The following is a 25561-nucleotide window of genomic DNA, read 5'->3' as shown; positions in this document are numbered from 1 at the left end:
ACCGTCCGCTGCCATACGACGTTCCCCTTCCCCGACCGGGGTGGGGGCGCTTCGGAACACCTCCTCGAGCACTTCGTGCACTCGTCGGGGGGGCGCGGAGCGAGGTGTGCACGATGTGCTCGACGAGCGGACCCTGGTAATGCGCGCGCGCTGGCTTCTGGTTCTTGCCTTGGGTCTCTGGCTTGGCGCTTTGGGCCGGGACCGTTTCGACGAGTGGATCGACGACACGGTACTGCCGCCCGTCGTGGTGGAAACCTCGATTGAAGTGCTGGACCGCGACGGTGACCTTCTGCGGGCCTACACGGTGGCGGACGGGCGCTGGCGGCTGGCGCTGACGCCGGACAAGGTGGACCCGGTCTACCTGCAAATGCTGCTGGCCTATGAGGACAAGCGGTTTCGCGACCATTCTGGTGTGGACCTCCGGTCGATGACCCGGGCGGTCCTGCAGGCGATGTGGAATGGGCGTGTCATATCGGGCGGCTCGACCTTGACCATGCAGGTCGCGCGCCTGCTGGAGGAAGGGACCACCGGTCAGGTCGGCGGCAAGCTGCGGCAGATGCGCGTCGCGCTGGCGCTGGAGCGGCGGCTGTCCAAGGACCAGATCCTTCAGCTTTATCTGCACCTGGCCCCCTTTGGCGGGAACCTGGAGGGCGTGCGGGCGGCCTCGATCAGCTATTTCGGGAAGGAGCCGCGCCGTCTGACCCCGGCCGAGGCGGCTCTTCTGGTGGCAATCCCGCAAAGCCCGGAAAGCCGCCGCCCCGACCGGGCCGCCGACCGGGCCGAGGCGGCGCGGAACCGGGTGCTGGCGCGCGCGGTCGAAGAGGGCGTGCTTGACGCGGACGAGGCCAAGGCGGCGCGGCGCGAAGAAGTGCCCGGGCTGCGCAAGCCCTTCCCGGCGCTGGCCCCGCATCTGGCCGACCGGGCGAAGGCCGACCTGCCGACGGTCCTGGTCCACCACCTCACCCTGGATGGCAATCTGCAAAAGACGCTGGAAGCGCTGGCTCTGGAGGCGGTGGAGGGCCGTGGCGAGCGGTTGCAGGTGGCGATCCTGGTGGCTGACCATGCCTCGGGCGAGATCCTGGCATCGGTGGGGTCGGCAGGGTATCAGGCCGACCTGCGGCAAGGCTTCGTCGACATGACGACGGCGCTGCGGTCGCCCGGGTCCACGCTGAAACCGCTGGTCTATGCGCTGGCGTTCGACGAGGGGCTGGGCCATCCCGAGACGATGATCGACGACCGGCCGATGAGCTTTGGCGCCTACGCGCCGCAGAACTTCGACAAGCTTTACCTGGGTACGATCCGGATGCGCGAGGCGTTGCAGCTGTCGCGCAACATCCCGGTCGTGGCGCTGACCGAGGCGATGGGCCCGGCGCGGCTGATCTCGGCGATGCAGAAGGCCGGAATGCAGCCGGTCTTTCCCGGCGACCAGCCGGGGCTGGCGATTGCCCTGGGCGGGGTCGGGGTGACGCTGACGGACATGGTGCAGCTTTACGCGACGCTGGCGCGGGGTGGGGTGGTGCGGCCCCTGTCCTGGCGGCTGGACGCCGATGGGGCCGAGGGGCAGCGCGTCGTGTCCGAGATTGCCGCCTGGCAAGTGGGGGACATTCTGGCAGGACTCGCGCCGCCACCGGGCGCGCCAGGCAATCGGCTGGCCTACAAGACGGGGACCTCTTACGGCCACCGGGACGCCTGGGCGATCGGGTATGACGGCAGGCATGTCGTCGGGGTCTGGATGGGCCGGGCGGATGGGACCCCGGTGCCGGGGGCCTTCGGGGCCGACGTGGCGGCACCCGTGCTGTTCCAGGCCTTCAACCGGCTGAAGGGCAAGCTTGACCCGCAGCCCGCGGCCCCGGCCTCCACCCTCCTGGTGGCCAATGCCGAGCTGCCGCAACCGTTGCAGCGGTTCCGCTCACGCGTGGCGGTTTTCGAGGGGGCGGCGGATGCGCCTGCGGTGGCCTTCCCGCCCGATGGGGCCGAGGTGGAGCTGCTGGCCGCAGGGCTGAAGGTGAAGGTTGCTGGTGGCACGGCCCCCTTCACTTGGTTGGCCGACGGGGTGCCGGTGGTGGTGGGACTTGACGCCCGCGAGGCGATGCTGGCGATGCCGGGGACCGGGTTCGTGACCCTGAGCGTGATCGACGCCGAGGGCCGGTCAGACCGGGTGCAGGTGCAGGTGCGGTAAGGGACGGTGGGCGGATCGCCCACCCTACGCCGGGGTGGGCGCCGGTCGCTGCAGGTTCGGCCGCTCTGGCGTAACGCTGCAGCGAAATCTGTATCCGCAGAGGCCCACATGACTCAGTCGAGACGCATTGCCCTGTCCAGCGACCACGCCGCCATTGCCTTGCGCCAGGCCATCGCGGCGCATGTGGTGGCCAAGGGTCATCAGGCCGTGGACATCGGCCCGACCACGCCGGAAAGCACACACTACCCAACGCATGGCGTGGCGGCCGCGCGGCTTGTGGCCTCGGGCGAGTGCGATCTGGGGATCATCCTGTGCGGCACCGGGCAGGGGATCATGATGGCCGCGAACAAAGTGCGCGGCATCCGCTGCGGCGTCTGTTCCGACACGTTCTCGGCCAGGATGATCCGGATGCACAATGATGCCAACATGCTGTCTCTGGACGCGCGCGTGGTGGGAGAGGGGCTGGCGCTTGAGATCGTCGATGCGTTCCTGGAGGCGGGGTTCGAGGGCGGCCGCCATGCCACGCGCGTCGCGATGATCGACGCCGCGGAGGGCCAAGGCCGGGCACCGGAGTTTTCGAAAACTTCGGACCGGAGCCTTTGAAGGCTCCGGCGCGAATTCTTTGAAGAATTCGCCTAGGCCCGCTCGATGGCCAGTGCGATGCCCTGACCGCCGCCGATGCACATGGTGACAAGGGCGGTGCGGCCTCCGGTCCGTTCCAGCTCGTGCAGGGCCTTCACCACCAGGATGGCCCCGGTCGCGCCAACGGGGTGGCCCAGGGCGATGGCACCGCCGTTCGGGTTCACGCGGGCGGGATCAAGGTCCAGCGCACGGGACACGGCAAGGGCCTGGGCGGCAAAGGCCTCGTTTGATTCCACGACGTCGAAACTGTCCGCAGGCAGGCCCAGCTTTCGGCACAGGGCCTGCACCGCGGGGATCGGCCCAAGGCCCATGACCTTGGGGTCCACCCCGGCCAGGTCGTATCCCATGATCCGCGCGCGGGAGCCTTCGGCATTGCGGGACAGCACCAGCGCCGCCGCGCCATCATTGATGCCCGAGGCATTTCCTGCCGTCACTGTGCCGTCCTTCTGGAACGCCGGTCGCAGGCCTGCCAGTGCCTCGGCGCTGGTGGCCTTCGGGTGTTCGTCCACCGCAAAGGTCACAGGCCCGCGCTTGCCTCCGATCTCGATCGGGACGATCTGGTCGGCGAAGCGGCCCTCGGCGATGGCCTTTGCGGCGCGGGTCTGGCTTTCCAGCGCGAAGGCGTCCTGGTCCTGGCGCGTGATGCCGTGCTGATCGGCCACGTTCTCGGCCGTGACCCCCATGTGGCCGGTGCCGAACGGGCAGGTCAGCGCACCCGTCATCATGTCCAGAGCGCGGGTGTCGCCCATCTTCTGGCCGAAGCGGGCGGCGGGCAGGATGTAGGGCGCGCGGCTCATGCACTCTGCGCCGCCTGCCAGCGCCATTTCGGCGTCGCCCAGCATCAGCATCTGGACGGCCGAGACGATGGCCTGCGCGCCCGAGCCGCACAGCCGGTTGACGTTCAGCGCGGGCGTCGTTTCGGGGATACCGGCGTTCATCGCCATGACGCGGGCAAGGTACATGTCGCGCGGTTCGGTGTTGATCACGTGGCCCATGACGACCTGGCCGATCTGCCCGCCCTCTACCCCCGCACGCGACAGGGCTGCTTTCGCGGCATGGGTGGCGATGTCGATGGGCGCAAGGGCTGCAAGCGCGCCGCCGAAGCTGCCGATGGCGGTACGTGCGGCAGAGAGGATGTGGATGTCGGTCATGCGGGCCTCCGGGGTTTCGGCGGCAGTGTGCACGAACTCCGCGCCAATGCAGAGGGGACGTGGCGTCACGGGCGGCATTGACATGCGCTAACAGTCGCGGGAGATCAGGCGCACCAGCGGGAGAGCGACGTGAAAGACCTGATGCGGACCCATGCGGCGCTGCTTTTCGTGGGGGTGGCGACCTTCGTGATGATGGGCGCGGGGCAGGCGCTGTTCGGTCCGGCGCTGCCGGTTTACGTGCGGGACTTCGCGCTGGGGCAGGGCGAGGCGGGGCTGTTTGTCGCGCTTCTCTGGGTCGGCTGCTTCCTGGGCGTCGGGGTGATGTATTTCAAGGGCGCAGGGATCGGGCCGCGGCCGACGCTGGCGGCGATGGCAGCGGGCACCGGGCTGATGGCCGTCAGCCCGAACTGGGTGCTGACGCTCTTGGGAGGTGCTTTGTTCGGTGTGGGCTACGGCATGGCGACGGCGGTGTTCAACCCGCGGGTCATGCGGGCATTCGGGGCCAAGGGGCCGTCGATGTTAAGCCTCCTGAACGCGACCTTCGGCGTCGGCGCCATCGCCGCGCCGCTGGTCTTCGTCTGGCTGGGCAGCGACCCGGCCGTGACCTTCGGCGTCGTGGCCGTGGTGCTGGCGGTGATCTGGGCCTTGGCCGGATCGGCCGGGCGCGACGCCGTGGCGCAGACGGGGCCGGTCAAGGCGTTCCGGCCGCATTGGGGCATCCTGGCCTTCGGGGCGCTGGCCATCGGGATGGAGGCAAGCCTTGCGGGTCTTGGCCCCACCGCATTGATCCGCGCGGGGGTGGAGGAGACGCGGGCGTCGGAACTTCTGAGCCTGTTCTTCGTGGTCTTCCTCTTGGCCCGGGTCGTGCTGATCTTCATCGCGCACCGGGTCGAGCCTTTCGTGCTTTACACCCTGTCCATCGGCTCGGCGGCGGTCTTCGCGCTGGGGGCGGCGGTCTGGTCGCCTGCGGTCTGCTTCGTGGCGATGGGGGCTTCGGCGGGGGTGTTCTTCCCGGGCTACTACGTGACGGCCAGCGCCAAGATGGGCGAGGATATCCGGGTGCCGCCGACCATTGTCGCCTCGGGCCTGGTGGGGGCGATCGTGACGCCTCTGGTCCTGGCCCCGCTGGTGGCGGGGATGGGGGACCGGGGCTTCTTCTGGGTCAGCGCGGCACTGCTGGGGACGGCCACAGTCGCGGCGCTTCTCGCGCTGCGCCGCATGAAGGTCTGATCGCGCCGGAGTTCTGTCGAGTTCCGGGGTGTCAGCGCCCGGCCTGCTCAGCGCCCAGCCTGCCAGGTCGCGATCCAGTCCTGCGGCCACAGCAGCATCAGCACGTTCAGCGCCAGCCCGTCGCGGATGATCCACATGGTCCCGACCTCGAACAGGATGATGAGGGCGACCGTCGCCCAGACCGGCAACTTCGCCGCCAGCCAGAACCCGAGGATCATCGCGAAAACGTCGAAGACCGTGTTGATCACGCTGTCGCCGTAGTAGTCCAGCGAGATTGTGACCGTCCGGTAGCGTTCGATCACTGCGTCCGAATTCTCGACGATCTCCCAGGCGCATTCGACCAGGGTGGCTATGGAAAGCCGCCAGCTGAAGGACAACCGCCGCGCCACCAGCCAGAGCGCCCCGTAGAACAGGAAGCCGTGGATGATGTGGCTGGGCGTGTACCAGTCCGACAGGTGCTGCGAGTTCTCGGCACTGACCACCTGGCCGTGCCAAAGACTGACATAGCCGCATTTGCAGATCGGCTCGCGACCGATCCACAGAAGGTAGGCGGCCGTAAGAAGGATGATCCCGAGGGTGATCAGGATCGGGGTAAGGCGGTTCTGGGCGCTGGGTGTCATGCGGGGCAGGGAATCATGGCCCGCGCCGTCGGTAAAGTGCGGTATACCGGAGGTCCGAAACTTTGTGGGCCGCTGTGGCAACGGCGCAGGAGACGCGGATGGAAGACAGGAACCGGTGGAGATTTGGTCCGACGCGGGGCGAATTGTGGTTCTGGCTTTGGATCAGCGCCGGGGGCTTTGCCCTGATGGGCGTGGCACTGGCGGTGCGCGGCCTGCCCGAAGGCCCGGCAATTGCCGAAGTGGTGGGCCTGGCGACGGTGGTCTTCGGCTACCTGGGCGGCCGGTCGGTCAAGCGCCTGATCCGGCGCGAGCATCCTTAGCCGTTCCGGAACAGCATCGGCGGCGGGCCGGGCAGCTTCCGTCGTCCCTGGGGGGTCAGCAGAGCAGCTTCGCGCCCCTCGATCACTACGGCCGACAGCGGGCCGCCATAGGCCGCGCCGCTGTCGAGGTTGATGCGATTGCCGTAATGCGTGGCCTGGTCGATGGCCGTGTGGCCGTGCACGACAAGGGGGCCGAAGCTTTCCACCTCGATCAGGAAGAGGTCGCGGATCCAGACCAGGTCGGTTTCGCTTTGCTGGTCCAGGGGTACGCCGGGGCGCAGTCCCGCATGGACAAAGAGACTGTCCCCGGCCCGGTGCATCGCGGGCAGGGCGGCCAGATACTCCCGGTGCGCCTGCGGGACGGCGGCAAGGGCATCGGCGTGGACCTTGGGAATCGGACGGTCGGCGGCCTTGGCAACGCCATAGGAGGCCAGCGTGGCCGGCCCGCCCAGCTTTGGATGCAGCCAGCCGAGGTCGGCGCGCAGGCCTGGCTCCTGCTCGTGCGGGTCATTCAGGAAGCGGCTGAACATCCGGTCGTGGTTGCCCTTCAGGACCACCCAATCCTCGCCCCGCGCCTGACCTTGCATCAGGTGGTCGATGACGCCCCGGCTGTCCGGGCCGCGGTCGACAAGGTCGCCGACGTGGATCACCTGTCCCGGGCCGTGACGCGCCATGTCGGCGGCGATCAGGTCGTGGGCGGCCTTCAGAAGGCCGAGGTGCCCGTGGATGTCGCCAATGGCGTAGAGGTGCATGCCGGGGTGTCCTTGGCTACCCCCGGGGGTTTCACACCCCCGGACCCCCGTGGGATATTTGGGCAAATGTGAAAGGGCAAGAGTGGTCAGACGTCCGGGTCGGGGAGCATCCGGTAGCTGTCGAAGCCGATATCGCCAGACCAGCGCCAGGCGGCGAGAAAGCCCTCGGCCCCGGCGCGCATGGCGTGGGGCAGGTTTGGCGGGTGATGGATGGCTTCGCCAGAGGTGAGGGGGAAGCGGCGGTCGGCGGCCTGCCAATGGACCGATCCTGCGAGGATCGTATAGGTCTCGGCGGCCGCGTGGGCGTGGAGCGGGTAGGTTGTGTTCGGTGCCTGGTAGAAGAGGCCGAAGCGGAGGGTCCTGGACGGGATCGGCGCGCCGGGGCCAAGAAGCGTGACGACGGACTTGATCGCGCGGAGGTCGGTGGGCTGCAGCGCGGCGGCGGGGCTGTCCTGCCAGGGAAGCCATTTGTGCGCCTCGCGGATCAGCCGCGCGGCGGGGTGTCCGGGGAGGGCCGCTGACTGGAGGATGCCGGGGGAGAGGGCCGATGGGGGCTGTCGCGGAAAGTCGGTTTCGGCGGCGGCGCGCAGGGCCTGCGCGGTGGCCGCTGCCGCGGCGCGCGGCTCGGTCCCGGTTAGGTCGGCAAGGGCGTGGAGGAGATCCGGGAGGAGCATCGGGGCCTCGGCCAGGCGGGGTGCCCGGCCGAGGCAGGATTGGTCAGGCGACGTCGAACTGCAAGGCTTTCACCTGGGAGAACATGCCGGTGCCTTCCAGCGTCTCGATCACCTTGGGGTCGATCGGCTGGTCAAGGTAGAGGATCGCGATGGCGTCCTGGCCCACGCCCGACCGGCCCAGGGTGAAGTTCGCGATGTTGACGTTGTTCTTGCCCATCGTCATGCCCAGAAGGCCGATGATGCCGGGCACGTCCTCGTTGGTGGTATAGAGCATGTGCTGCCCGATCTCGGCGTCGATGTTGATGCCCTTGATCTGGATGAAGCGCGGCTTGCCATCGCTGAAGCAGGTCCCTGCGACCGAGCGTTCGCGTTTGTCCGTCACCATCGTGACCTTGATGTAGGCGTCGAAGACCCCGGTCTTTTCCTGCCGGGTGGTGGAGATCTGGATGCCTTTCTCCCGCGCCACCACGGGGGCGGAGACGAGGTTGACGTCGGGGTTCTGCGTCTTCAGCACACCCGCGATAACGGCCTGGTTGAGGGCGGCGAGGTTCATCTCGGCCACCGTGCCGTCATAGAGGATGTTGATCGCCTTGATCGGCTCGTCGGTCATCTGGCCGATGAAGGCGCCGAGGTGGGAGGCAAGCTTGATCCAGGGGCCCATCACCGCGGCCTCTTCGGCGGTGACGTTCGGCATGTTGAGCGCGTTCTGGACGGCTCCGGTCAGCAGGTAGTCCGACATCTGCTCGGCCACCTGCAGGGCGACGTTTTCCTGCGCTTCGGTGGTGGAGGCGCCGAGGTGCGGGGTGCAGACGACGTTGGGGTGGTTGAAGAGCGGGTTTTCGTTCGCCGGTTCGACCTCGAAAACGTCCAGCGCCGCGCCCGCGACGTGGCCCGAGTTCAGGGCGTCGAGGAGGGCCGCTTCGTCGATCAGCCCGCCCCGCGCGCAGTTGATGATGCGCACGCCCTTCTTGGTTTTCGCCAGGTTGTCCTTCGACAGGATGTTGCGGGTCTTGTCGGTGAGGGGCACGTGAAGCGTGATGAAATCGGCGCGAGCGAGGAGGTCGTCGAGGTCCACCTTGGTGACGCCCAACTGCTTGGCGCGTTCGTCAGACAGGAAGGGGTCATAGGCGATGACCTTCATGTGCAGGCCGACGGCACGGTCACAGACGATGCCGCCGATGTTCCCCGCCCCGATCACGCCGAGTGTCTTGTTGAAAAGCTCCACCCCCATGAACTTGGACTTTTCCCACTTTCCGGCATGGGTCGAGGCGTTGGCCTCGGGGATTTGCCGGGCAACAGCGAACATCATGGCGATGGCATGTTCCGCCGTGGTGATCGAGTTGCCGAAGGGCGTATTCATCACGATGACGCCCTTCTTGGACGCCGCCGGGATGTCGACGTTATCGACGCCGATCCCGGCGCGGCCGATGACCTTGAGGCGGGTGGCCTTCTCAAGCAGCTTCTCGGTGGCCTTGGTGGTGGAGCGGATGGCGAGGCCGTCGTATTGGTCGATGACGGCGGCGAGGGCATCCTTGTCCTTGCCGAGTTTGGGGAGGTAATCCACTTCAACGCCGCGATCGCGGAAGATCTGGACGGCGGTTTCGGAGAGTTCGTCGGATACGAGGACTTTCGGCATGATGGGGTCCTGAAATTGGGTGGGGAAGGTGGGCGGATCGCCCACCCTACGAAGGGGGTGTTGTAGGGTGGGCGGTCCGCCCACCGCCCGGTCAGGCAGCCTGCGCCAGCGCCGCGATCTCGGCGTGGAAAGCGTGGGCGATCCAGGGCATCAGGTCCTGGACATCCGCCGTCTCGACCGTCGAGCCGCACCAGATGCGCAGGCCCGGAGGCGCGTCGCGGTAGGCCCCCATGTCGAAGCCCGCGCCTGCCTTCTCGATCCGCTTGGCGACAGCCTTGGCGAAGGCCTCGCCGTCGGTGATGCGGGGGTCGGTGAACCTGAGGCAGACGCTGGTGGTAGAGGCCGTCGCCGGGTCTTCCGCCAGGTTCGCGATCCAGGGGTTTGCGGCGCAGAAGTCGTGGACCACCTTGGCGTTGGCCGTGGCGCGGGCGATCAGGCCTTTCAGACCGCCGATGGACTTCGCCCATTTCAGCGCCACGAGGTAATCTTCGTTCGCCAGCATCGAAGGGGTATTGATGGTCTCGCCTTGGAAGATGCCTTCGATCAGCTTGCCCTTGGCGGTCAGGCGGAAGATCTTGGGCAGTGGCCAGGCGGGGACGTAAGTCTCCAGCCGTTCGACGGCGCGGGGCGACAGGATGATGACGCCATGTGCGCCCTCGCCGCCGAGGACCTTCTGCCAGGAGAAAGTGGTGACGTCGAGCTTGTCCCAGGGCAGTTCCATCGCGAAGGCGGCGCTGGTGGCGTCGCAGATCGTAAGCCCCGCGCGGGTGGCGGGGATCGCGTCGCCGTTCGGCAGGCGGACGCCCGAGGTGGTGCCGTTCCAGGTGAAGACGACGTCCTTGTCGAAGTCCACCTCGGCGAAATTCACGATCTGGCCATAGGGCGCGATGCGGACCTTGGCGTCGAGTTTCAGCTGTTTGACGGCATCGGTGACCCAGCCTTCGCCGAAGGATTCCCAGGAGAGCATTTCGACCGGGCGGGCACCCAGCAGCGACCACATCGCCATTTCCACAGCGCCGGTGTCGGACGCCGGAACAATGCCGATGCGGTAGTCGGCGGGCACGCTCAGAATTTCGCGGGTGAGGTCAATCGCCTCTTTCAGCTTGGCCTTGCCGACGGCGGCACGGTGCGAGCGGCCAAGGGGCGCGTCGCTAAGCATATCAAGGGAATATCCGGGGATCTTGGCGCAGGGGCCAGAAGAGAAGCGCGGGTTGGCCGGGCGCTTGGCCGGCGGGGTCAGGTCTGTCATGGTAGCCTTCCAGCTAAAAGCCCTTCGGTGGGGAAGGGTGTCCCGCCGCCGTGGGTAAAGGGCGTCTCGGGCTGGCGCAAGCGGAAAAATCGCGATAGTCCGACGCTTGGTCGCGAAAAAGCGACACCTCTGTTCACTATCGGAAACCTGCTCCATGTACGTCGTCTCTCTTCTGACCAACCCCGAAACCCCGGTGCTGGAACGGGTGACCGTGGAATCCCTCCGCAACGCCTGGGGGGGCGCTGACGCTCGCTGGCTGGACCCGGGCGTGGCGGCGGAGTTCGATCTTGTGGCCATGCCAGAGAACCGCTGGGAGGTCTGGGACGGCCTGCAGGCGATGCAGGTGGACATGGTGGTGCAGCGTTCCGAGGGCCGGAAGAAGCGCCTGCTGATCGCCGACATGGATTCGACGATGATCCGGCAAGAGTGCATCGACGAGCTGGCCGACGAGGCCGGGGTGGGAGCGCGCGTGGCGGACATCACGGCGCGGGCGATGAATGGGGAACTGGACTTTGAAGGCGCGCTGCGCGAACGGGTGGGGCTGTTGAAGGGCTTGGCCGAGGCGGTGATCGACCAGGTCCTGCGCGACCGGATCACGCTGATGCCGGGGGGGCCGGTTCTGCTGGCGACGATGAAGGCGCAGGGCGCCTATGCGGCGCTGGTGTCGGGTGGGTTCACGGCGTTCACCTCGGCAGTGGCGGCGAAACTGGGGTTCGACGAGAACCGCGCGAATACCCTGCACATCGCCGAGGGCCGACTGACGGGCACGGTGGCCGAGCCGATCCTTGGCAAGGAAGCCAAGCTGCAGGCGCTGAACGAGATCACCGCGCGGCTGGGGATCACCGCCGCCGAAGCTTTGGCGGTGGGGGATGGGGCCAACGACCTGCCGATGCTGCTTGCCGCAGGGATCGGCGTCGCGCTGCACGCCAAGCCCACGGTGCAGGCGCAATGCGAGGTCCGGGTGAACCACGGCGACCTGACCGCGCTGCTTTACCTGCAGGGCTATTCCCGCAACGACTTCGCCCCGGTCTGACCGTCGGCAACCAAGCGGAGCGCTGACGCGCAAGTCTTTTGTCTCGTCGTCGGGCTTCGCCTCCTCCTCGGCGATGGGGGCGCTGCCCGCAAAAACTCCCGCCGGAGGCATCCGCTTCGGCGGCCTCTTGCCCGTCCCCCTGGAACCGGCCACAACCCGACCATGTTCGAAGTCGCCACCCACCTTGCCCTGCTTCTGGTCCTTGCTGCCTTCGTGGCGGGCTTCATCGACAGCATCGCGGGGGGCGGCGGGCTTTTGTCGGTGCCTGCCTTGCTGCTGGCCGGGGCTTCCCCCGTAGAAGCGCTGGCGACAAACAAGTTGCAGGGGACCTTCGGGTCGGCCACGGCGATGGTCGCCTATGCCCGGGCGGGGCATGTGCGGCCTCAGGATCAGCTGGGGATGGCGGCGATCAGTGCGGCGGCTGGCGCCGGTGGCGCGTTGGTGGCGCATCTGATCCCGGCCGAGGTGTTGCGGATCATCATGCCGGTGGTGCTGATCGGTGTGGCAGGGTTCTTCGCGCTGAAGCCGGGGCTGACGGACGAGGCGCGGGCCGAGCGGGTCAAGCCCGCCGTCTTCGCGGTGACGGCGGTCCCGGCGATTGCGGCCTATGACGGGTTCTTCGGTCCGGGAACCGGGTCGTTCTTCATGATGGGGTTCGTGCTTCTGGCGGGCTATGGCGTCTTGAAGGCGACGGCGCATACCAAGATGCTGAACTTTGCCTCGAACCTTGGCAGCCTTCTGGTCTTCGTCTTCTCGGGCGCGACCTGGTGGGGCGTGGGGCTGGCGATGGCCGTGGGGCAGATCGCAGGGGCCTCACTGGGCGCGCGCGTGGCGATGCGGGTCGGGGCGCGGCTGATCAAGCCACTTCTGGTGGTGGTGTCGTCCGGGATGGCCCTGCGGCTTCTGTGGCAGGCGCTGGGCTAGGCACCCCAATCGGCGGATTGCATCTCGCGCAGGCGGCTGGCGGTGCGTTCGAACTCGAAGGAGCCTTCGCCTTCGATATACAGCCGCTCGGGGGCTTCGGCGGCGGAAGCGATCAGGCGCACCTTGGCCTCGTACAACGCGTCGATCAGGATGACGAACCGCTTCGCCTCGTTGTAGTTGGCCGAGGACAGCTGCGGGATGTCTTCCAGGATCAACACCCGGACCGCGCGGGCAATGGCAAGGTAGTCGGCGGCGCCGAGGGGTTTCGAGCAGAGATCCCAGAAGCTGGCCCGCCCCACCCCGTTTGCGAAGCGGGGCAGGGTGACCTGACGGGTGTTCACCTCCAGCATCAGGGGTTGTTCGGGGGCGCCTCCGGTAAGGTCGGTCCAGATCGCGGCGATCTGGGTGGTGGCGGACCGGGCCGGGTGGAAGTAGACCTGCGCGCCCTGCAGACGGTGCTGGCGATAGTCGGTGGGGCTTTCCAGTTCGACGACCTGAAGGCGGTCTTCCAGCATGGCGATGAAGGGCAGGAAGATGCCGCGGTTGAGGCCGTCCTTGTACAGGTCGCCGGGGGGCCGGTTCGAGGTGGTGACGATGAGGGTCCCGGCGGCGAAGAGCTTCTCGAAGAGGCGGCCCACGATCATCGCGTCGGTGATGTCGGTGATCTGCATCTCGTCGAAGGCCAGAAGGCGCAGGTCGCGGATGATCTCGTCGGCGACGGGGGTGAGGGGGTCTTCGACGCCGCGCTGGCGGGCCGCGTGCATGCCCTTGTGGACGGACTGCATGAAGGCGTGGAAGTGGACTCGGCGTTTCTGCTGGATATCGGTGGCTTCAGTGAAGAGGTCCATCAGCATCGACTTGCCCCGGCCCACGCCGCCCCAGAGGTAGAGGCCCTTCGGGGGCTGGATGGGCTTGGCAAAGAGGCCCGCGAAGAGGCCGACCTTGCGGGTCGCGTTCGCTTCCAGCCAGGACCTCAGGGCCTCCAGTTGTGGGAGGAGGGCATGCTGGGCGGGGTCGGGGCGGAGGGTGCCCTCGGCCACGCGGGCCTCGTAGATCTCGGTCAGGGTCTGGCGCATGGGGAAGGAGTAGCGGGGCGGGGGTGGGGGCCGCAAGGGTGATCGGCTGTCCACGCAGGACAGGGAGGGGGAGGTGAGGGATTACAAGGGTTTGGGTGTGGGCGTTAGGGGGGTGTTAACTGTGGGGTGGGGGTGGGAAGCTCATTGTTGCAACGTGCTCACGCTCAAAAGTGAGCAATATGAGCCACTACAACTTGTGCTTGATCGACTTCAAGTAAGTAGTCAGATTGCGAACCAACAAGGGAGATTGGATCGTGTCGGATTTTGCCCAGAAAGTTAATGAGTTGTCGCGCCGTTCCAGACACGCGAGCCAGCACGCGCTTACCGAAGAAGCTACAAAGACTTCGGTGGTTCTCCCCCTGATCCAAGCTTTCGGTTTCGACCCTTTCAACCTGGAAGAGGTGGTGCCGGAGTATGTAGCCGATGTCGGCCTCAAGAAGGGCGAAAAGATCGACTTTGCGCTAAACATTAATGGCGTCTTAAGCGTGCTGATCGAGGTGAAGCCGATCACCATGCCCCTCGGGAGCGCGCAGTACAGCCAACTATTCCGTTACTTTGCGACCAAGGAAGCCAAGCTTGCGGTGCTGACAAACGGTCGAGAAATCTGGTTCTTCTCAGATATGGACGAGCCGAATCGGATGGACAAAAAGCCGTTCTTTACCTTTGACCTTCAGTCTTACGCGGAAAGTGAAGTCGCAGACCTAGCACGTTTCCAAAAGACGACTTTTTCAATAACTGCAATCCGGGAGGCCGCGTCAAACCTTCGGTTCGCCAAGGCGGCAGCTTCCTACATCAAGAAGCAGTTAGAAGCGCCTGACGACGACTTTGTTCGGTTAATCGGGAAGCAAATCGTCGAAGGCAGTCTAACCAAGGCTGTAATGGAGCCGCTGCGGCTGGCCGTCCAAGGTGCGCTTGACCTTGTTATCAGAGATCGAATCCAAGACAAACTGAGCGTGGCTTTCAGGACGGACATACCCGCCGAAACGGGAGCAACGAAGGCGGATACAGCAGAGGCATCCGATGTTGTGACCACAGATGAGGAGTCACAGGCCTTCATGATAGTGCGAGCGATCGCGGCCAAGACCATTGACGTAGAACGCGTAACGCTCAGAGACGCGAAGTCCTATTGCAGCATCTTCGTTGACGACAATAACCGTAAGCCGATTTGCCGGCTGTATTTCAACGGAAAGTCCGCCAAGTTTCTTGGATTGTTCGATGAGAACAAGGTTGAAGTCAAAGAGCCCATCGAACGGCTTTCTGATATCTACAGATACTCGAGCAATATCGAGCGGGCTGTGAAGGCGTACATCTAAGTTTGTCGAGCGTAGCTGACCGGCACGGTGCGCTGTAGCGCACCCTACGATGGTTGCAGGCGTCAGGCAGAGTCGGGCTGAAGCCCGACCTACGGGTTCGTCGCGGGTTCGGTGGGGGCGGCGGCTTCGGTGGGGGCTGCAGCTGCGTCACCTTCCGCAGGCTCCGGGGCCTCTGGCGGGGCGGTCAGGATGCCGTTCTGCCAGATGCCCTCGGCCACTTCGCCGCTGGCGTAGGTCAGCTTCCCCTGGCCCTCGCGCCTTCCGGCCTTGAACATGCCTTCGTAGACGTCGCCCTCGGGGTAGGTGGCCACGCCCTGGCCCTCGATCTGGCCGGCGACCCAGGTGCCGACGTATTTGAACCCCTCGGTGGTCGAGAACTCGCCTTGGCCGTCCCTCAACCCGGCCTTGAAGTCGCCCTTGTAGAGGCTGCCGTCGGGGTAGACCGCTGACCCCACCCCCTGGCGCTGGCCTGCGACCCAGTTGCCTTCGTAGCGGTAGCCATCGGGGTAGGTCATCACGCCCTGACCCTCGGGCTTGGCCTGCTTGAACGACCCCTCGTAGACCCGGCCGTCGGTGTAGGTGGCGCGGCCCTGGCCCTCGATCACGCCTGCGACCCAGTTGCCCTGGTAGGTGCTGCCGTCGGGATAGGTGATGGCGCCCTGGCCGTTCGGCTGGTCGGCCTTCATCGCGCCGATGTAGACCGAGCCGTCGGGATAGGTGATGGACCCCGTCCCCTCCATCCTGCCCTCGACCCAGGTGCCTTCGTACTTGAAGCCGTCGGGCGTGGTGAAGGTGCCGCGGCCCTGGCGGCGGTCCTTGGTCCACGTGCCGATGTAGATGTCGCCGTTCTTGTGGGTCAGCTTGCCCTGGCCGTCGCGCAGGCCGTCCTTGAAGCTGCCCTCATACACGTCGCCGTTGGGCTGGGTCAGCATGCCCGCGCCGTTGATCTGGCCTTCGGCCCAGTTGCCCTGGTAGATCAACCCGTCGGGCATGGTGAGGCGGCCCTTGCCGGACCGCTGGCCCTTGACCAGTGCGCCTTCGTAGGTCGCGCCGTCGGGGTAGGTGATGCGGCCCTGGCCTTCCTTGACGCCCAGCACCCAGTCGCCTTCGTAGGTGTAGCCCGAGGGGTTGGTCAGCTTGCCCTGGCCGTTGTGGGTGCCCCTGACGAACGCCCCTTCGTAGACCGAGCCATTGGCATAGGTCGCGCGGCCCATGCCGGTCATCTGGCCCTGGACCCAGTCGCCGTCGTAGATGCGACCGTCGGGTGAAGTGATCTTGCCCTTGCCCTCGGGCTGGCCCTTGACGAAGGCGCCCTCGTAGACCGACCCGTTGGCATAGCGCGCGGTGCCGACGCCGGTGATCTCTCCGTCCACCCACTCGCCGGAATAGGTGAAGCCCGAGGGCAGGCGGTAGGTGCCGATGCCGTGCTGGCGGCCGTTCAGGAAAGTGCCTTCGTAGACCGAGCCGTCGTCGTATTGCTTGGTGATGATGTCGCCGTCCTGGGCCTGCACGGGAAGGGCCCAGGCGGGAAGGGCCAGGGCGGCAACGAGAAGGGCGGTCGGCAGGCGCATGGGCGAATCCCTCGGGGGGTGGTTGGCGGCAGGGTAAGGGGGCGGTTCCAGTGTGACAAGGATGTGCCGGTCACGCCTCCTCGTGCGCCTTCGGCTTCTCGTCGGACGGGCAGCGAGGAGGACACGAAGTGAACGACGAGCGGTTCCCTAAGGCGTGATCCCGGTCTACATATAGGGGAAAGGAGCCCCGCCATGACCGATATGTTCAAGATGATGCTGGCGCAGCTGAACCCGGTGGTGGGGGACATTGCGGGGAACGCCGCCCGGGCCAGGTCCGCGTGGGAAAGCGGAAAGGCCGCTGGGGCCGACATGGTTGCCCTGACCGAGATGTTCGTGACCGGCTACCAGACGCAGGACCTGATCCTGAAGCCCGCCTTCGTCGCGGCCGCCGTGGCGGCGGTGGAGCGGCTGGCGGTTGACTGCGCCGACGGTCCGGCGCTGGGGATCGGGGGGCCGGTTCCCCACGGCGGCAAGCTTTACAACGGCTACTATGTGCTGGAGAGCGGGCGGGTGCATGCCCGTGTCTTGAAGCACCACCTGCCGAACGACGCGGTCTTCGATGAAAAGCGGGTGTTCGCCTCGGCCGATGTGCATGGGCCCTACGTGGTGAAGGGGGTCCGGATCGGGACCCCGATCTGCGAGGATGCCTGGCATCCGGACGTGGCCGAGACCTTGGCCGAGACGGGGGCGGAGATCCTGCTGATCCCCAATGGCTCGCCCTACCACCGGGGCAAGCCCAATCTGCGGCTGAACCTGATGGTGTCGAGGGTGATCGAGACGGGGTTGCCGCTGGTTTATCTGAACATGGTCGGCGGGCAGGATGACCAGGTGTTCGACGGCTCCAGCATGGTCCTGAACCCCGGTGGGCGGCTCATGGCGCAACTGCCGCAGTTCGACGAGGCGGAGGTGATGGTGACCTTCCGGCGGGGCGCGGAGGGGTGGGAGGCGGACCAGGGCGAGATCCACGAGATTCCACCGATCGGCGAGGCGGATTACCGGGCCTGCGTGCTGGCCTTGGGCGACTACATGCGGAAGACCGGGTTCAAAAAGGCCTTGCTGGGGCTGTCGGGCGGCATCGACAGTGCCATTGTCGCGGCGATGGCGGTGGATGCGCTGGGGCCGGAGAATGTGCGCTGCGTGATGCTGCCCAGCGAGTTCACCAGCCAGGAGTCGCTGGACCTCGCCACGGCTGCGGCAAAGGCGCTGGGCTGCCGGTATGACTCGGTGCCGATTTCGGGGGCGCAAGGGGCGGTGGGCGAGGCGCTGGCGCCTTTGTTCGCGGGCACCACGCCAGGGATCACCGAAGAGAACATCCAGTCCCGCCTGCGCGGGGTGATGCTGATGGCGCTGTCGAACAAGTTTGGCGAGATGCTGCTGACCACCGGCAACAAGTCCGAGATGGCCGTGGGGTATTGCACGATCTACGGCGACATGAATGGCGGCTACAACCCGGTCAAGGACATGTACAAGACCCGCATGTTCCTGACGGCCCGTTGGCGGAACGAACATCACCGGGCCTGGATGAAGGGTCCGCCGGGCGAAGTGATCCCGGAGCGGATCATCTCGCGCCCCCCCAGTGCCGAGCTGCGGGCGAACCAGCGCGATGACGATAGCCTGCCGCCTTATGAGGTGCTGGACGCCATTCTGGAATGTCTGGTGGAAAAGGAAATGTCGGTTGCCGAGATCGTCAAGCTGGGCTTTGACCGGGCGGTGGTGAAGAAGGTCGAGAACCTCCTTTACATCGCGGAATACAAGCGCTTCCAGTCGGCCCCCGGCGTGCGGTTGACACAAAAGGCCTTCTGGCTGGACCGCCGCTATCCCATCGCCAACCGCTGGCGCGATGACAGCTGAACTGGTCGTCTCCAGCTTCTACGATCTTCGCGATGCCCTGGCCTTTGACCGGGCGGCGCGACTTCAGGTTGCGCGGCTGCGGCTGACGGGGATGCAAGGGGTGCGAAGCTACCGGTTCCTGGGCGGTGTCCGGGATCGGCGGCTGGTCGCCATCTACGAGACGCCCGAGGCTTGGGTGAACTTGCAAGAGATGATTGCTCCCTGGGCGGAAAGTGCCGCCTTGCGCGATGCGGCACGGCTGGCGCGGGTGGATGTTTACGGGCCGCTGTCGCCCGCGATGCGGGACTGGGTCGACCAGATGGGTCTGGGGCGCAGAGTGCGGCTGCTGGACGGCACCTCGGCAGCGCCTGCAGAGCCGGTCAGAAGAACGGGTGCGGGCCGGGGAATTTTCCAACGGCTTGCAGGTGGCTGACGAGCCCCCCATCGCGCCAGAGGTGCAAAAGCATCGCGGGCGGTTCGGTGAAGGACGCCGGCTTGGCTCCGGGTGCAAGGCGCAAGGCAAGGCTGGTCGCGGTGGCGGGGGCGGTCAGGGCGGGTCGGCCTGCAAAGCTGGTCAGGGTGAAGCGGTGAACGTGGCCCGCAAGCAGGCGGATGACCTGCGGGTGGTCTGACAGGACCTGGGCCAGCAGCGTGTCGCCAAAGCAGCGATAGGCGTCGACATAGCCGATCCCGGTGACGAAGGGCGGCTGGTGCATGACCAGAAGCGTGGGGGTGTCAGGGGCGGAGCGCAGGGTTGCGTCCAGCCAGGCGGCATGGTCGGGCGTGACCTGCCCGCGGTGATCGCCGGGCACGGTGACATCAAGGCCGATTACGCGGACCACACCTTCGGCGATGGCGTGAAGGGGACCGGTTGCAGGCAGGGGCACCAGGTTCGGCAGGCCGGAGAGGCCAGCGCGGAAGGCCTCGCGGTCGTCATGATTGCCGGGGATGGCAAGCACAGGACAGGGCAGCGCGGCAAGAAGGTCGCGGGCATGGGCGTAGCTTGCCGCATCGCCGTGCTCGGTAAGGTCGCCGGACAGGATCAGAAGATCGGGCCTGAAGCTGGACGCCTGGGCCAGAGCCCTGGCAAAGCGCGGGGCGGGGTCCAGGACCGACTGGTAAAGTGCACCCGGCGGGCAGAGATGCGGGTCCGACAGGTGCGCGATAAGCATCGATGTCCCTTTCGGGTGCGGGGGTAGGGTGGGCGATATCGCCCACCCTACGCTTGCGTGTCAGACCTGGGTCACCGCGCATTCCGGCAGAAGGCGCATAACGTCCTCGGGACGGCAAAGCTGGGTCGCGTCGGTCGTGACGGCGGCGGAAGCGGCGGCAGAACCCATCGCCAGCGCCTCGGCATGGGACTGGCCCCGCGACAGCGCCAGCACGAAAGCCGCGACAAAGCTGTCGCCTGCACCCACGGTGGACTTGACCCGCACCTTGGCCGCGCGGGAGAAGAGCCGCTGGTCGGCGTCGGCCAGCACGTTGCCCTCGGCTCCGCGGGCAATGATCACGACCTTGGCCACGCCCTTGCGCACCAGCGACTGGGCGAATTCGGCGGTGTCGGCAAGGCTGGGCAGGGGTTTGCCCGCAAGCTCTTCGCCTTCCGGCCCGTCCATCCGCAGGACCTCAAGGCCCGGGATCGGGTTCCGGATCGCCTCGGTCAGCGTGGCACCAGAGGTGTCCAGAACCACCCGTGCCTCGGGCATCGAGGCCGCGAGTTGCGCGGGGAAGTCGACCGGCACGCCGGGGGGCTGGCTGCCCGAGATGACCGACAGCCCGCCGGGCCGCGCGGTGGCGCGGAGGAGGGTGAAGACGCGGGCACGTTCCGCCTCGCCCCAGACCGGGCCGGGCAACATGAAGCGGTATTGCTTGCCGGTGGTCGCCTCGTTCACGGTCAGCGACTGGCGCGTCTCGCCGGGGCCGAGGATCGACAGGAACGTGACGCCTTCGCCCCGGATCAGCCCGGCCAGCCGGTCGCCGGTCAGCCCGCCAATGGCGACGAGGGCGAGACTGTCGCCCCCCAGCGCCTTGATCGCGCGGCTGACGTTCAGGCCACCGCCGCCGGGATCGAGCATCGGTTCGGTGCAGCGCAGCTTGTGGCCGGGGATCAGCTCGTGCACCTCGGTCGCCATGTCGAGCGCGGGGTTGAGCGTAAGGGTCAGGATCGGAAGCTGGGACATGCGGCACCTATGGCTGTTACCGCTATCATAAAGCCTTCGCCCGGAAATGGAACTGCCCCCGACGGTGGATGCCGGGGGCAAAAATCTTAAGGAAGATTTTTGACAAATTCCTTGCTTAAGGAATTTGGGTGCTGGGCTCAGCCGTTCAGCAGAAGCTGGTAGCTGGCGGGAACGTAGCGGAAGCCATCGCCCGCGGCCTCGACATACCCCACGCCGGGGAAGGGCATGTGGTAGCCGATGAAGGGGATCTTGTCGGCGGCGATCATCCCGAAGACTTGCTTGCGCACCGCGGCCGCGGCGGCCTTGTCGGCGTCGAAGCGGACTTCCCAGTCGGGTTTCTGCAGCGACCAGACGTAGTGGTTGGCGGTGTCGGCGGTGATCATCAGGCGCTGGCCGTCCGATTCCACGCTGTAGATCATGTGGCCGGGCGAATGGCCAAAGGCTGCCATGCCGGTGATGCCCGAAGCGACCGACCCGCCGTCATCCAGGAACGTGATCTTTTCGTTCAAGGGCTTCACGTTCTTGTCGAAGCCTTCGTTGGCGGCACCCGACCAGTGGTTGTGCTCGGCACTGCCGGTAACATAGCGGGCGTTGGCAAAGGTCGGGGTGGTGCCGTCAGCGCCCATCAGCCCGCCGATGTGGTCGCCGTGCATGTGGGTCAGGACGACGACGTCGATCTGGTCGGGGGTATACCCGGCGGCAGTCAAGGCGGCGAGCGTGCCTTCAGCGGCAAGGCCGGTGTCGAAAAGCACGAGTTCGGCCCCGGTGTTGACGACGGTCGGCGTGAAGAAGTTCTGCGTCCGGTCAGCCGGGATGAAGTTCGCGGCGGACAGCGCGGCGAAATCCTCGGGCGGGGCATTGGTGCCGAAGGTTTCCTGCGGCTTGTCGCTTGCGCGAGTGCCGGCGAGAAGGGTGGTCACCTCGAAGCTGCCCAGCTTGAAGCGGTTCCAGGGCGCGAAGCCCGAACCCTGCATCTCGGCCTTGGCGAAGAGGGGAAGCGGGAGGGCAGCGGCAAGCGGCATCGTGGCACCGGCGAAAAGCGCCTGACGGCGGGAAAGTCGGGTCATTCTTGTCCTCCTGAAGTTGGGTGACGGAAGGATAGGTCTACCCGACGCAGAGTCCGGTCACGGGCGCGTCATGTGTCGTGCGGGACTGCACATCGGATGTGCGGTCAAGCCGGGAACCGCGTCACTCCCACCAGCGGTCAATGGCGGCTATCTGTTCGTCGGACCAGCCGAAATGATGCGCGAGTTCATGGATGACGACGTGGCTGACCAGTTCCTGGATCGAGACGTCGCCGCGTTCGCACCATTCGTCCAGGATCGGGCGGCGGAACAGCCAGATCACGTCGGGGCGCGTCACCTGATCGGCGGTCGACTTCTCGGTCAGCGGGGTGCCGTCGTAAAGGCCGGTCAGCTCGAACGCGTCGTCGATCTGCAGCTCGTCCAGCACGTCCTCGTCCGGGAACTCCTCGATCCGCAGGCGGATGTGGGTGGCGGGTTCGCGGAACGGGTCAGGCAGGGTCGAGATCGCCTCGTGGGCGAGCTGCTCGATCACGGCGAGGGACGGGGCGATGCTGTCGGGGCTCGGGTTTGTCATCCCGGGAAGATAGGGGCGGGGGGGCGCGGGGGGAAGGGGCGTGGCGGGCCGGTTTGTGCTAGGGTGCGGGAAAAGCGAGGTCGGGATGGCCGAACCGAAGACCAAGAGCGCCCCCCTGGACCGCGAGGTCTGGCTGAAGGGCGTTAAGCCTGGGCGACGGGCCGAAGCCGCGCAGGTGCTTGCGCTTTTCGCCGGGGTGACGGGCTGGGAGCCGCGCCTGTGGGGGCCGTCGATGGTGGGGTTCGGGCGCTATGTCTATCGTTATGAGAGCGGGCATGGCGGGGAAAGCCTGGCGGTCGGGTTCTCGCCCCGGAAGGCAGAGCTGTCGCTTTACGGGCTGATCGGGGGCGCAAAGGCCGAGGCACTGATGGCGCGGCTTGGGCCGCATCGGGCCGGGACGGGCTGTCTTTATCTCAAGCGGTTGGCGGCGGTGGACGAGGGTGTCCTGCGCGCGTTGATCCAGGCCGGGTTGGAGGAACTTGGCGCGCGCTGGGAAATCCATCCGGTGTGATCCTGAAACGCGAAGTCGTCCTTGGAGTGCCAGGGGGTACGAGGCGGAAGCGCGCACCCGCCACGGACTGCTGTGCTTGCGCCGCAAACTGGACAAATGCGGGGGCTTGTGACAGGGAAGGGCGCTTGAAGGAGCCCTCTCATGCCCACTGCCCCGATGACCGTGACCTGTCGCTTCGCCCCCTCGCCCACCGGCTGGATCCATGTGGGCAACCTGCGCACCGCGCTGATGAACTACCTGATCGCGCGCCAGAACGGCGGGACCTTCATCCTGCGGCTGGACGACACGGACCAGGAGCGGTCGAAGCAGGAATACATCGACGGGCTGAAGGCGGACCTTGACTGGCTGGGCATCCGCTATGACCGGGTCGAGCAGCAGTCCAAGCGCATGGCGCGCTATGCCGAGGCGGCAGAGCAGCTGAAGGCCGCGGGGCGGTTCTATGAGTGCTTCGAGACGCCGGTCGAGTTGGACCTGAAACGCAAGAAGCAGCTGAACATGGGCAAGCCCCCGGTCTACGACCGGGCTGCCTTGGCTTTGACCGAGGCGCAGAAGGAGGCCTACCGCGCCGAGGGGCGGCAGGGCTACTGGCGCTTCAAGCTGGATCAGGAGCGGATCGAGTGGACCGACGGGATCATCGGGCCGATTTCCATAGATGCGGCCTCCGTGTCTGACCCCGTGCTGATCAAGGCGGACGGGCAGGTGCTGTATACCTTTGCGTCCTCGGTCGATGACGTGGACATGGGGGTCACGCACATCGTGCGCGGGGCGGACCATGTGACGAACACGGCCACGCAGATCCAGATCATGAAGGCGCTGGGTGGGACCCCTCCGACCTTTGCGCACCACAGCCTTCTGACCGGGCCGCAGGGCGAGGAATTGTCCAAGCGTCTGGGCGTGTTGTCCCTGCGCGATCTGCGGGCGCGGGGGGTGGAGCCGATGGCGCTTCTGTCCCTGATGGCGCGGCTGGGGTCGTCGAAGCCGGTGGAGCTGGTGTCTTCGATGGATGAGCTGGTTGCCGGGTTTGACGTGGGGTCCTTCGGGGCCGCACCGACGAAGTTCGACGCGGAAGACCTGTTCCCGCTGACCCGGCATCATGTGCAGGCGCTGCCGTTTGCGGCGGTGAAAGACCGGATCGCCGGTCTTGGCGTGCCGGAGGCGGAAGCTGAGGCGTTCTGGGCGGTCGCCAAGGGCAACATCACGATCCTGGACGATCTGGGCCAGTGGTGGACCCTTTTCCGTGACGGCGCCGAGCCGGTGGTGGACGAGGCCGACCGCGACTTCGTGCGGCAGGCTTTCGCGCTTTTGCCCGCAAAGCCCTGGACCACGGCGACCTGGGGCGAGTGGACTTCGACGGTCAAGGACGCGACGGGGCGCAAGGGCAAGGACCTGTTCCGCCCGCTGCGCCGTGCACTGACAGGCCGCGATGCGGGGCCGGAGATGGCTGACGTGATGCCGCTTCTGCGCAAGGTACCGACGGTCTGAGCATTTTGGTGGACCCCGGGGGCGCTTCGCCCCCCGGACCCCCAGAGGATATTTGTTGACAGATGAATTGGCCGCCCCAGAGCTCTGGGCCGGTTCGAGGGGATGCAATGGCCGGACCAGGCGCGCAGGCGAAATTTGTCGAAGGCAACCTGTTCCGACATGTGTCGGTGATGGCGCTGACCTCGTCCGTCGGGCTGATGGCGGTCTTTGTCGTCGACCTGATCAACATGTTCTACATCGCCATGCTGGGTCGCGAGGAGCTGGCGGCGGCCATCGGCTATGCGGGCGCGATCCTGTTTTTCACCACCAGCTTCGGGATCGGGATGTCGATCGCCGTCGGGGCCCTGGTGGCCCGGGCCTTGGGCATGCGCGACCCGGTGCTGGCGCGAGAGAAGGCGACGACGGGGCTGGTGCTGAGCTTTGTCGCAGGCTCGATCTTCGCAGCGGTGGTCTGGGCGTTCCTATGGCCGCTGGTCGGGCTTCTGGGCGCGACGGGCGAGACGGCGGCGCTGACCGTGCATTTCCTGCAGATCGTGATCCCGTCGCAGCCCTTGTTGATGGTCGGCATGATCGGCGGCGCGGTGCTGCGAAGCCACGGCGATGCGCGGTCCGCGATGATGGCGACAGTCTGGGGCGCGGTCGCGACGGCAATCCTTGACCCGATCCTGATCTTCGGCTTCGGGTGGGAGCTGACGGGGGCCGCAATAGCCTCTGTCGCGGCGCGGGTGGTCATCGCCTGGATGGCCTTGCGGCCGATCAAGGCCAAGTACGGCGGGTTCGACCGGCCGACCGTTGGTCAGGTCATGGCGGACATGGCTCCGATCTGGGCCATCGCGGTTCCGGCAATCCTGACACAGGTCGCGACCCCCGTCGGGCAGGCTTTCGTGACGCGGGCCACCAGCGCCTATGGTGAGGCGGCGGTGGCGGGCATGGCGATTGCCGGGCGGCTGACTCCGGTGGCCTTCGGGGTGATCTTCGCGCTGGCCGGGGCCATCGGGCCGATCATCGGGCAGAACTTCGGCGCGGGTCGCATGGACAGGGTCCGGCGTACCTTCTGGGACGGGCTGATCTTCACCGCGCTGGTGATTGTCCTCGTCTCGGCCCTGCTCTTTGCGTTGCGCGGACCGATTGCCGATGCGTTCAAGGCCGAGGGGTTGACGCGGGAGCTGGTGTTCCTGTTCTGCGGCCCCCTGGCGCTTTTGTGGTTCTTCAACGGCATGGTCTTCGTCGGCAACGCGGTCTGCAACAACCTCGGCCGGCCGTTCTGGTCCACTGTGGTGAACTGGGGCCGGCATACGGTGGGGACGATCCCTCTGGCGCTGTGGCTTGGGCAATACTGGGGCGCGCAGGGCGTGCTGATCGGTCAGGCGCTGGGCGGCGTGGTCTTCGGCATCGCCGCGGCCTGGCTGGCGCTGCGGGCGATCCGCTCGCCTCACTTGCCCGGGCCCCGCGGGCGCCCGGTGCCGGAGCCCGCGCCGGACACCGAACCCGTGGCCAGCCCTGGTGAGCGGCGGGCCTGATCCCGCGTGACGGACTTCGTTCTGGTTAAGTTCTCATCAACCACAAGCTGTTACTCCCGTGTTGCGCGA

The 25561-nt window shown here is 66.6% G+C and carries 24 protein-coding genes; 12 read left to right on the top strand and 12 right to left on the bottom strand.

The features are described from left to right. The first annotated feature begins 139 nt into the window (after positions 1–139). Both pbpC and rpiB read left to right on the top strand, forming a co-directional pair. On the top strand, positions 140–2179 hold the full coding sequence (gene pbpC, locus U1E69_RS09740; protein WP_322244193.1) for a penicillin-binding protein 1C: 2040 nt from the start codon (positions 140–142) through the stop codon (positions 2177–2179). Between the two features lie 108 nt (positions 2180–2287). Further along, the gene (gene rpiB, locus U1E69_RS09735; protein ID WP_322244187.1) at positions 2288–2782 is read left to right on the top strand and encodes a ribose 5-phosphate isomerase B; all 495 of its coding nucleotides are present in this window, start codon (positions 2288–2290) and stop codon (positions 2780–2782) included. Between the two features lie 32 nt (positions 2783–2814). Here rpiB and bktB read toward each other — a convergent pair whose 3' ends face one another. After that, positions 2815–3972, bottom strand: coding sequence for a beta-ketothiolase BktB (gene bktB, locus U1E69_RS09730; RefSeq protein ID WP_322244186.1), 1158 nt, complete (start codon positions 3970–3972; stop codon positions 2815–2817). A 129-nt stretch (positions 3973–4101) separates the two neighbouring features. Between bktB and U1E69_RS09725 the strand changes: the two genes are divergently transcribed. Next, complete coding sequence (locus U1E69_RS09725; RefSeq protein WP_322244185.1) at positions 4102–5202, top strand: MFS transporter; 1101 nt, start codon at positions 4102–4104, stop codon at positions 5200–5202. Between the two features lie 47 nt (positions 5203–5249). On the opposite strand, the gene U1E69_RS09720 is transcribed toward U1E69_RS09725, so the two are convergent. Beyond that, positions 5250–5822, bottom strand: a complete 573-nt coding sequence (locus U1E69_RS09720) for a DUF2585 domain-containing protein (RefSeq protein ID WP_322244184.1) — start codon at positions 5820–5822, stop codon at positions 5250–5252. 98 nt (positions 5823–5920) lie between these two features. Between U1E69_RS09720 and U1E69_RS09715 the strand changes: the two genes are divergently transcribed. Beyond that, positions 5921–6142 (top strand): hypothetical protein, encoded by a 222-nt coding sequence (locus U1E69_RS09715; RefSeq protein WP_322244183.1) that lies wholly within the window; start codon positions 5921–5923, stop codon positions 6140–6142. On the opposite strand, the gene U1E69_RS09710 is transcribed toward U1E69_RS09715, so the two are convergent. The 4 genes from U1E69_RS09710 to U1E69_RS09695 form a co-directional block, all read right to left on the bottom strand. Further along, positions 6139–6894 carry a metallophosphoesterase family protein gene (locus U1E69_RS09710; protein ID WP_322244182.1) on the bottom strand — a complete coding sequence of 252 codons (756 nt, stop codon included), beginning with the start codon at positions 6892–6894 and terminating at the stop codon, positions 6139–6141. The two genes, U1E69_RS09715 and U1E69_RS09710, sit on opposite strands and share 4 nt — an antisense overlap. Before the next feature lie 86 nt (positions 6895–6980). Beyond that, positions 6981–7568, bottom strand: a complete 588-nt coding sequence (locus U1E69_RS09705; RefSeq protein WP_322244181.1) for a dimethylsulfonioproprionate lyase family protein — start codon at positions 7566–7568, stop codon at positions 6981–6983. A gap of 43 nt (positions 7569–7611) precedes the next feature. Next, positions 7612–9207, bottom strand: a complete 1596-nt coding sequence (gene serA / locus U1E69_RS09700) for a phosphoglycerate dehydrogenase (protein ID WP_322244192.1) — start codon at positions 9205–9207, stop codon at positions 7612–7614. 88 nt (positions 9208–9295) lie between these two features. Then, positions 9296–10453, bottom strand: coding sequence for a phosphoserine transaminase (locus U1E69_RS09695; RefSeq protein WP_322244180.1), 1158 nt, complete (start codon positions 10451–10453; stop codon positions 9296–9298). 154 nt (positions 10454–10607) lie between these two features. Between U1E69_RS09695 and serB the strand changes: the two genes are divergently transcribed. Both serB and U1E69_RS09685 read left to right on the top strand, forming a co-directional pair. Then, positions 10608–11486 (top strand): phosphoserine phosphatase SerB, encoded by an 879-nt coding sequence (gene serB / locus U1E69_RS09690; protein ID WP_322244179.1) that lies wholly within the window; start codon positions 10608–10610, stop codon positions 11484–11486. Positions 11487–11648: 162 nt separating this feature from the next. Continuing rightward, positions 11649–12410, top strand: coding sequence for a TSUP family transporter (locus U1E69_RS09685; protein ID WP_322244178.1), 762 nt, complete (start codon positions 11649–11651; stop codon positions 12408–12410). Here U1E69_RS09685 and zapE read toward each other — a convergent pair. Then, the gene (zapE, locus tag U1E69_RS09680; RefSeq protein WP_322244177.1) at positions 12407–13486 is read right to left on the bottom strand and encodes a cell division protein ZapE; all 1080 of its coding nucleotides are present in this window, start codon (positions 13484–13486) and stop codon (positions 12407–12409) included. The two genes, U1E69_RS09685 and zapE, sit on opposite strands and share 4 nt — an antisense overlap. Before the next feature lie 254 nt (positions 13487–13740). Between zapE and U1E69_RS09675 the strand changes: the two genes are divergently transcribed. Beyond that, on the top strand, positions 13741–14799 hold the full coding sequence (locus U1E69_RS09675; protein ID WP_322244176.1) for a type I restriction enzyme HsdR N-terminal domain-containing protein: 1059 nt from the start codon (positions 13741–13743) through the stop codon (positions 14797–14799). An 89-nt stretch (positions 14800–14888) separates the two neighbouring features. On the opposite strand, the gene U1E69_RS09670 is transcribed toward U1E69_RS09675, so the two are convergent. Continuing rightward, positions 14889–16370 carry a 2-isopropylmalate synthase gene (locus U1E69_RS09670; protein ID WP_322244175.1) on the bottom strand — a complete coding sequence of 494 codons (1482 nt, stop codon included), beginning with the start codon at positions 16368–16370 and terminating at the stop codon, positions 14889–14891. Between the two features lie 192 nt (positions 16371–16562). On the opposite strand from U1E69_RS09670, the gene U1E69_RS09665 reads away from it, so the two are divergent. Together U1E69_RS09665 and U1E69_RS09660 are read left to right on the top strand one after the other, a co-directional pair. Beyond that, the gene (locus U1E69_RS09665; protein ID WP_322244174.1) at positions 16563–18221 is read left to right on the top strand and encodes an NAD+ synthase; all 1659 of its coding nucleotides are present in this window, start codon (positions 16563–16565) and stop codon (positions 18219–18221) included. Then, positions 18211–18633 (top strand): hypothetical protein, encoded by a 423-nt coding sequence (locus U1E69_RS09660; protein ID WP_322244173.1) that lies wholly within the window; start codon positions 18211–18213, stop codon positions 18631–18633. Before U1E69_RS09665 ends, U1E69_RS09660 begins: the two co-directional genes overlap by 11 nt. On the opposite strand, the gene U1E69_RS09655 is transcribed toward U1E69_RS09660, so the two are convergent. The 4 genes from U1E69_RS09655 to U1E69_RS09640 form a co-directional block, all read right to left on the bottom strand. Then, positions 18581–19372 carry a phosphodiesterase gene (locus U1E69_RS09655; protein WP_322244172.1) on the bottom strand — a complete coding sequence of 264 codons (792 nt, stop codon included), beginning with the start codon at positions 19370–19372 and terminating at the stop codon, positions 18581–18583. The two genes, U1E69_RS09660 and U1E69_RS09655, sit on opposite strands and share 53 nt — an antisense overlap. Positions 19373–19432: 60 nt before the next feature. Further along, positions 19433–20380: a 1-phosphofructokinase family hexose kinase gene (locus U1E69_RS09650; protein WP_322244171.1), complete on the bottom strand. Its 948-nt coding sequence runs from the start codon at positions 20378–20380 to the stop codon at positions 19433–19435. 137 nt (positions 20381–20517) lie between these two features. Further along, a complete protein-coding gene (locus U1E69_RS09645) occupies positions 20518–21447 on the bottom strand; it encodes an MBL fold metallo-hydrolase (protein WP_322244170.1) in 930 nt (309 codons plus the stop codon). 121 nt (positions 21448–21568) lie between these two features. Beyond that, complete coding sequence (locus U1E69_RS09640; RefSeq protein WP_322244169.1) at positions 21569–21979, bottom strand: metallopeptidase family protein; 411 nt, start codon at positions 21977–21979, stop codon at positions 21569–21571. Positions 21980–22064: 85 nt separating this feature from the next. Between U1E69_RS09640 and U1E69_RS09635 the strand changes: the two genes are divergently transcribed. From U1E69_RS09635 to U1E69_RS09625, 3 genes are all read left to right on the top strand, one after another. Further along, entirely contained in the window at positions 22065–22490 is a 426-nt protein-coding gene (locus U1E69_RS09635) for a DUF1801 domain-containing protein (protein WP_322244168.1), read from the top strand. Between the two features lie 156 nt (positions 22491–22646). Next, positions 22647–23972 (top strand): glutamate--tRNA ligase, encoded by a 1326-nt coding sequence (gltX, locus tag U1E69_RS09630; protein ID WP_322244191.1) that lies wholly within the window; start codon positions 22647–22649, stop codon positions 23970–23972. Between the two features lie 107 nt (positions 23973–24079). After that, positions 24080–25492 (top strand): MATE family efflux transporter, encoded by a 1413-nt coding sequence (locus tag U1E69_RS09625; protein WP_322244167.1) that lies wholly within the window; start codon positions 24080–24082, stop codon positions 25490–25492. Positions 25493–25561: the final 69 nt, after the last annotated feature.

Origin of the sequence: Tabrizicola sp., assembly GCF_034366665.1 — a bacterium.
Lineage (GTDB): Bacteria > Pseudomonadota > Alphaproteobacteria > Rhodobacterales > Rhodobacteraceae > Tabrizicola.
The sequence above is the reverse complement of the archived record's forward strand: the minus strand, read 5'-3'. Positions and strand labels throughout refer to the sequence as shown.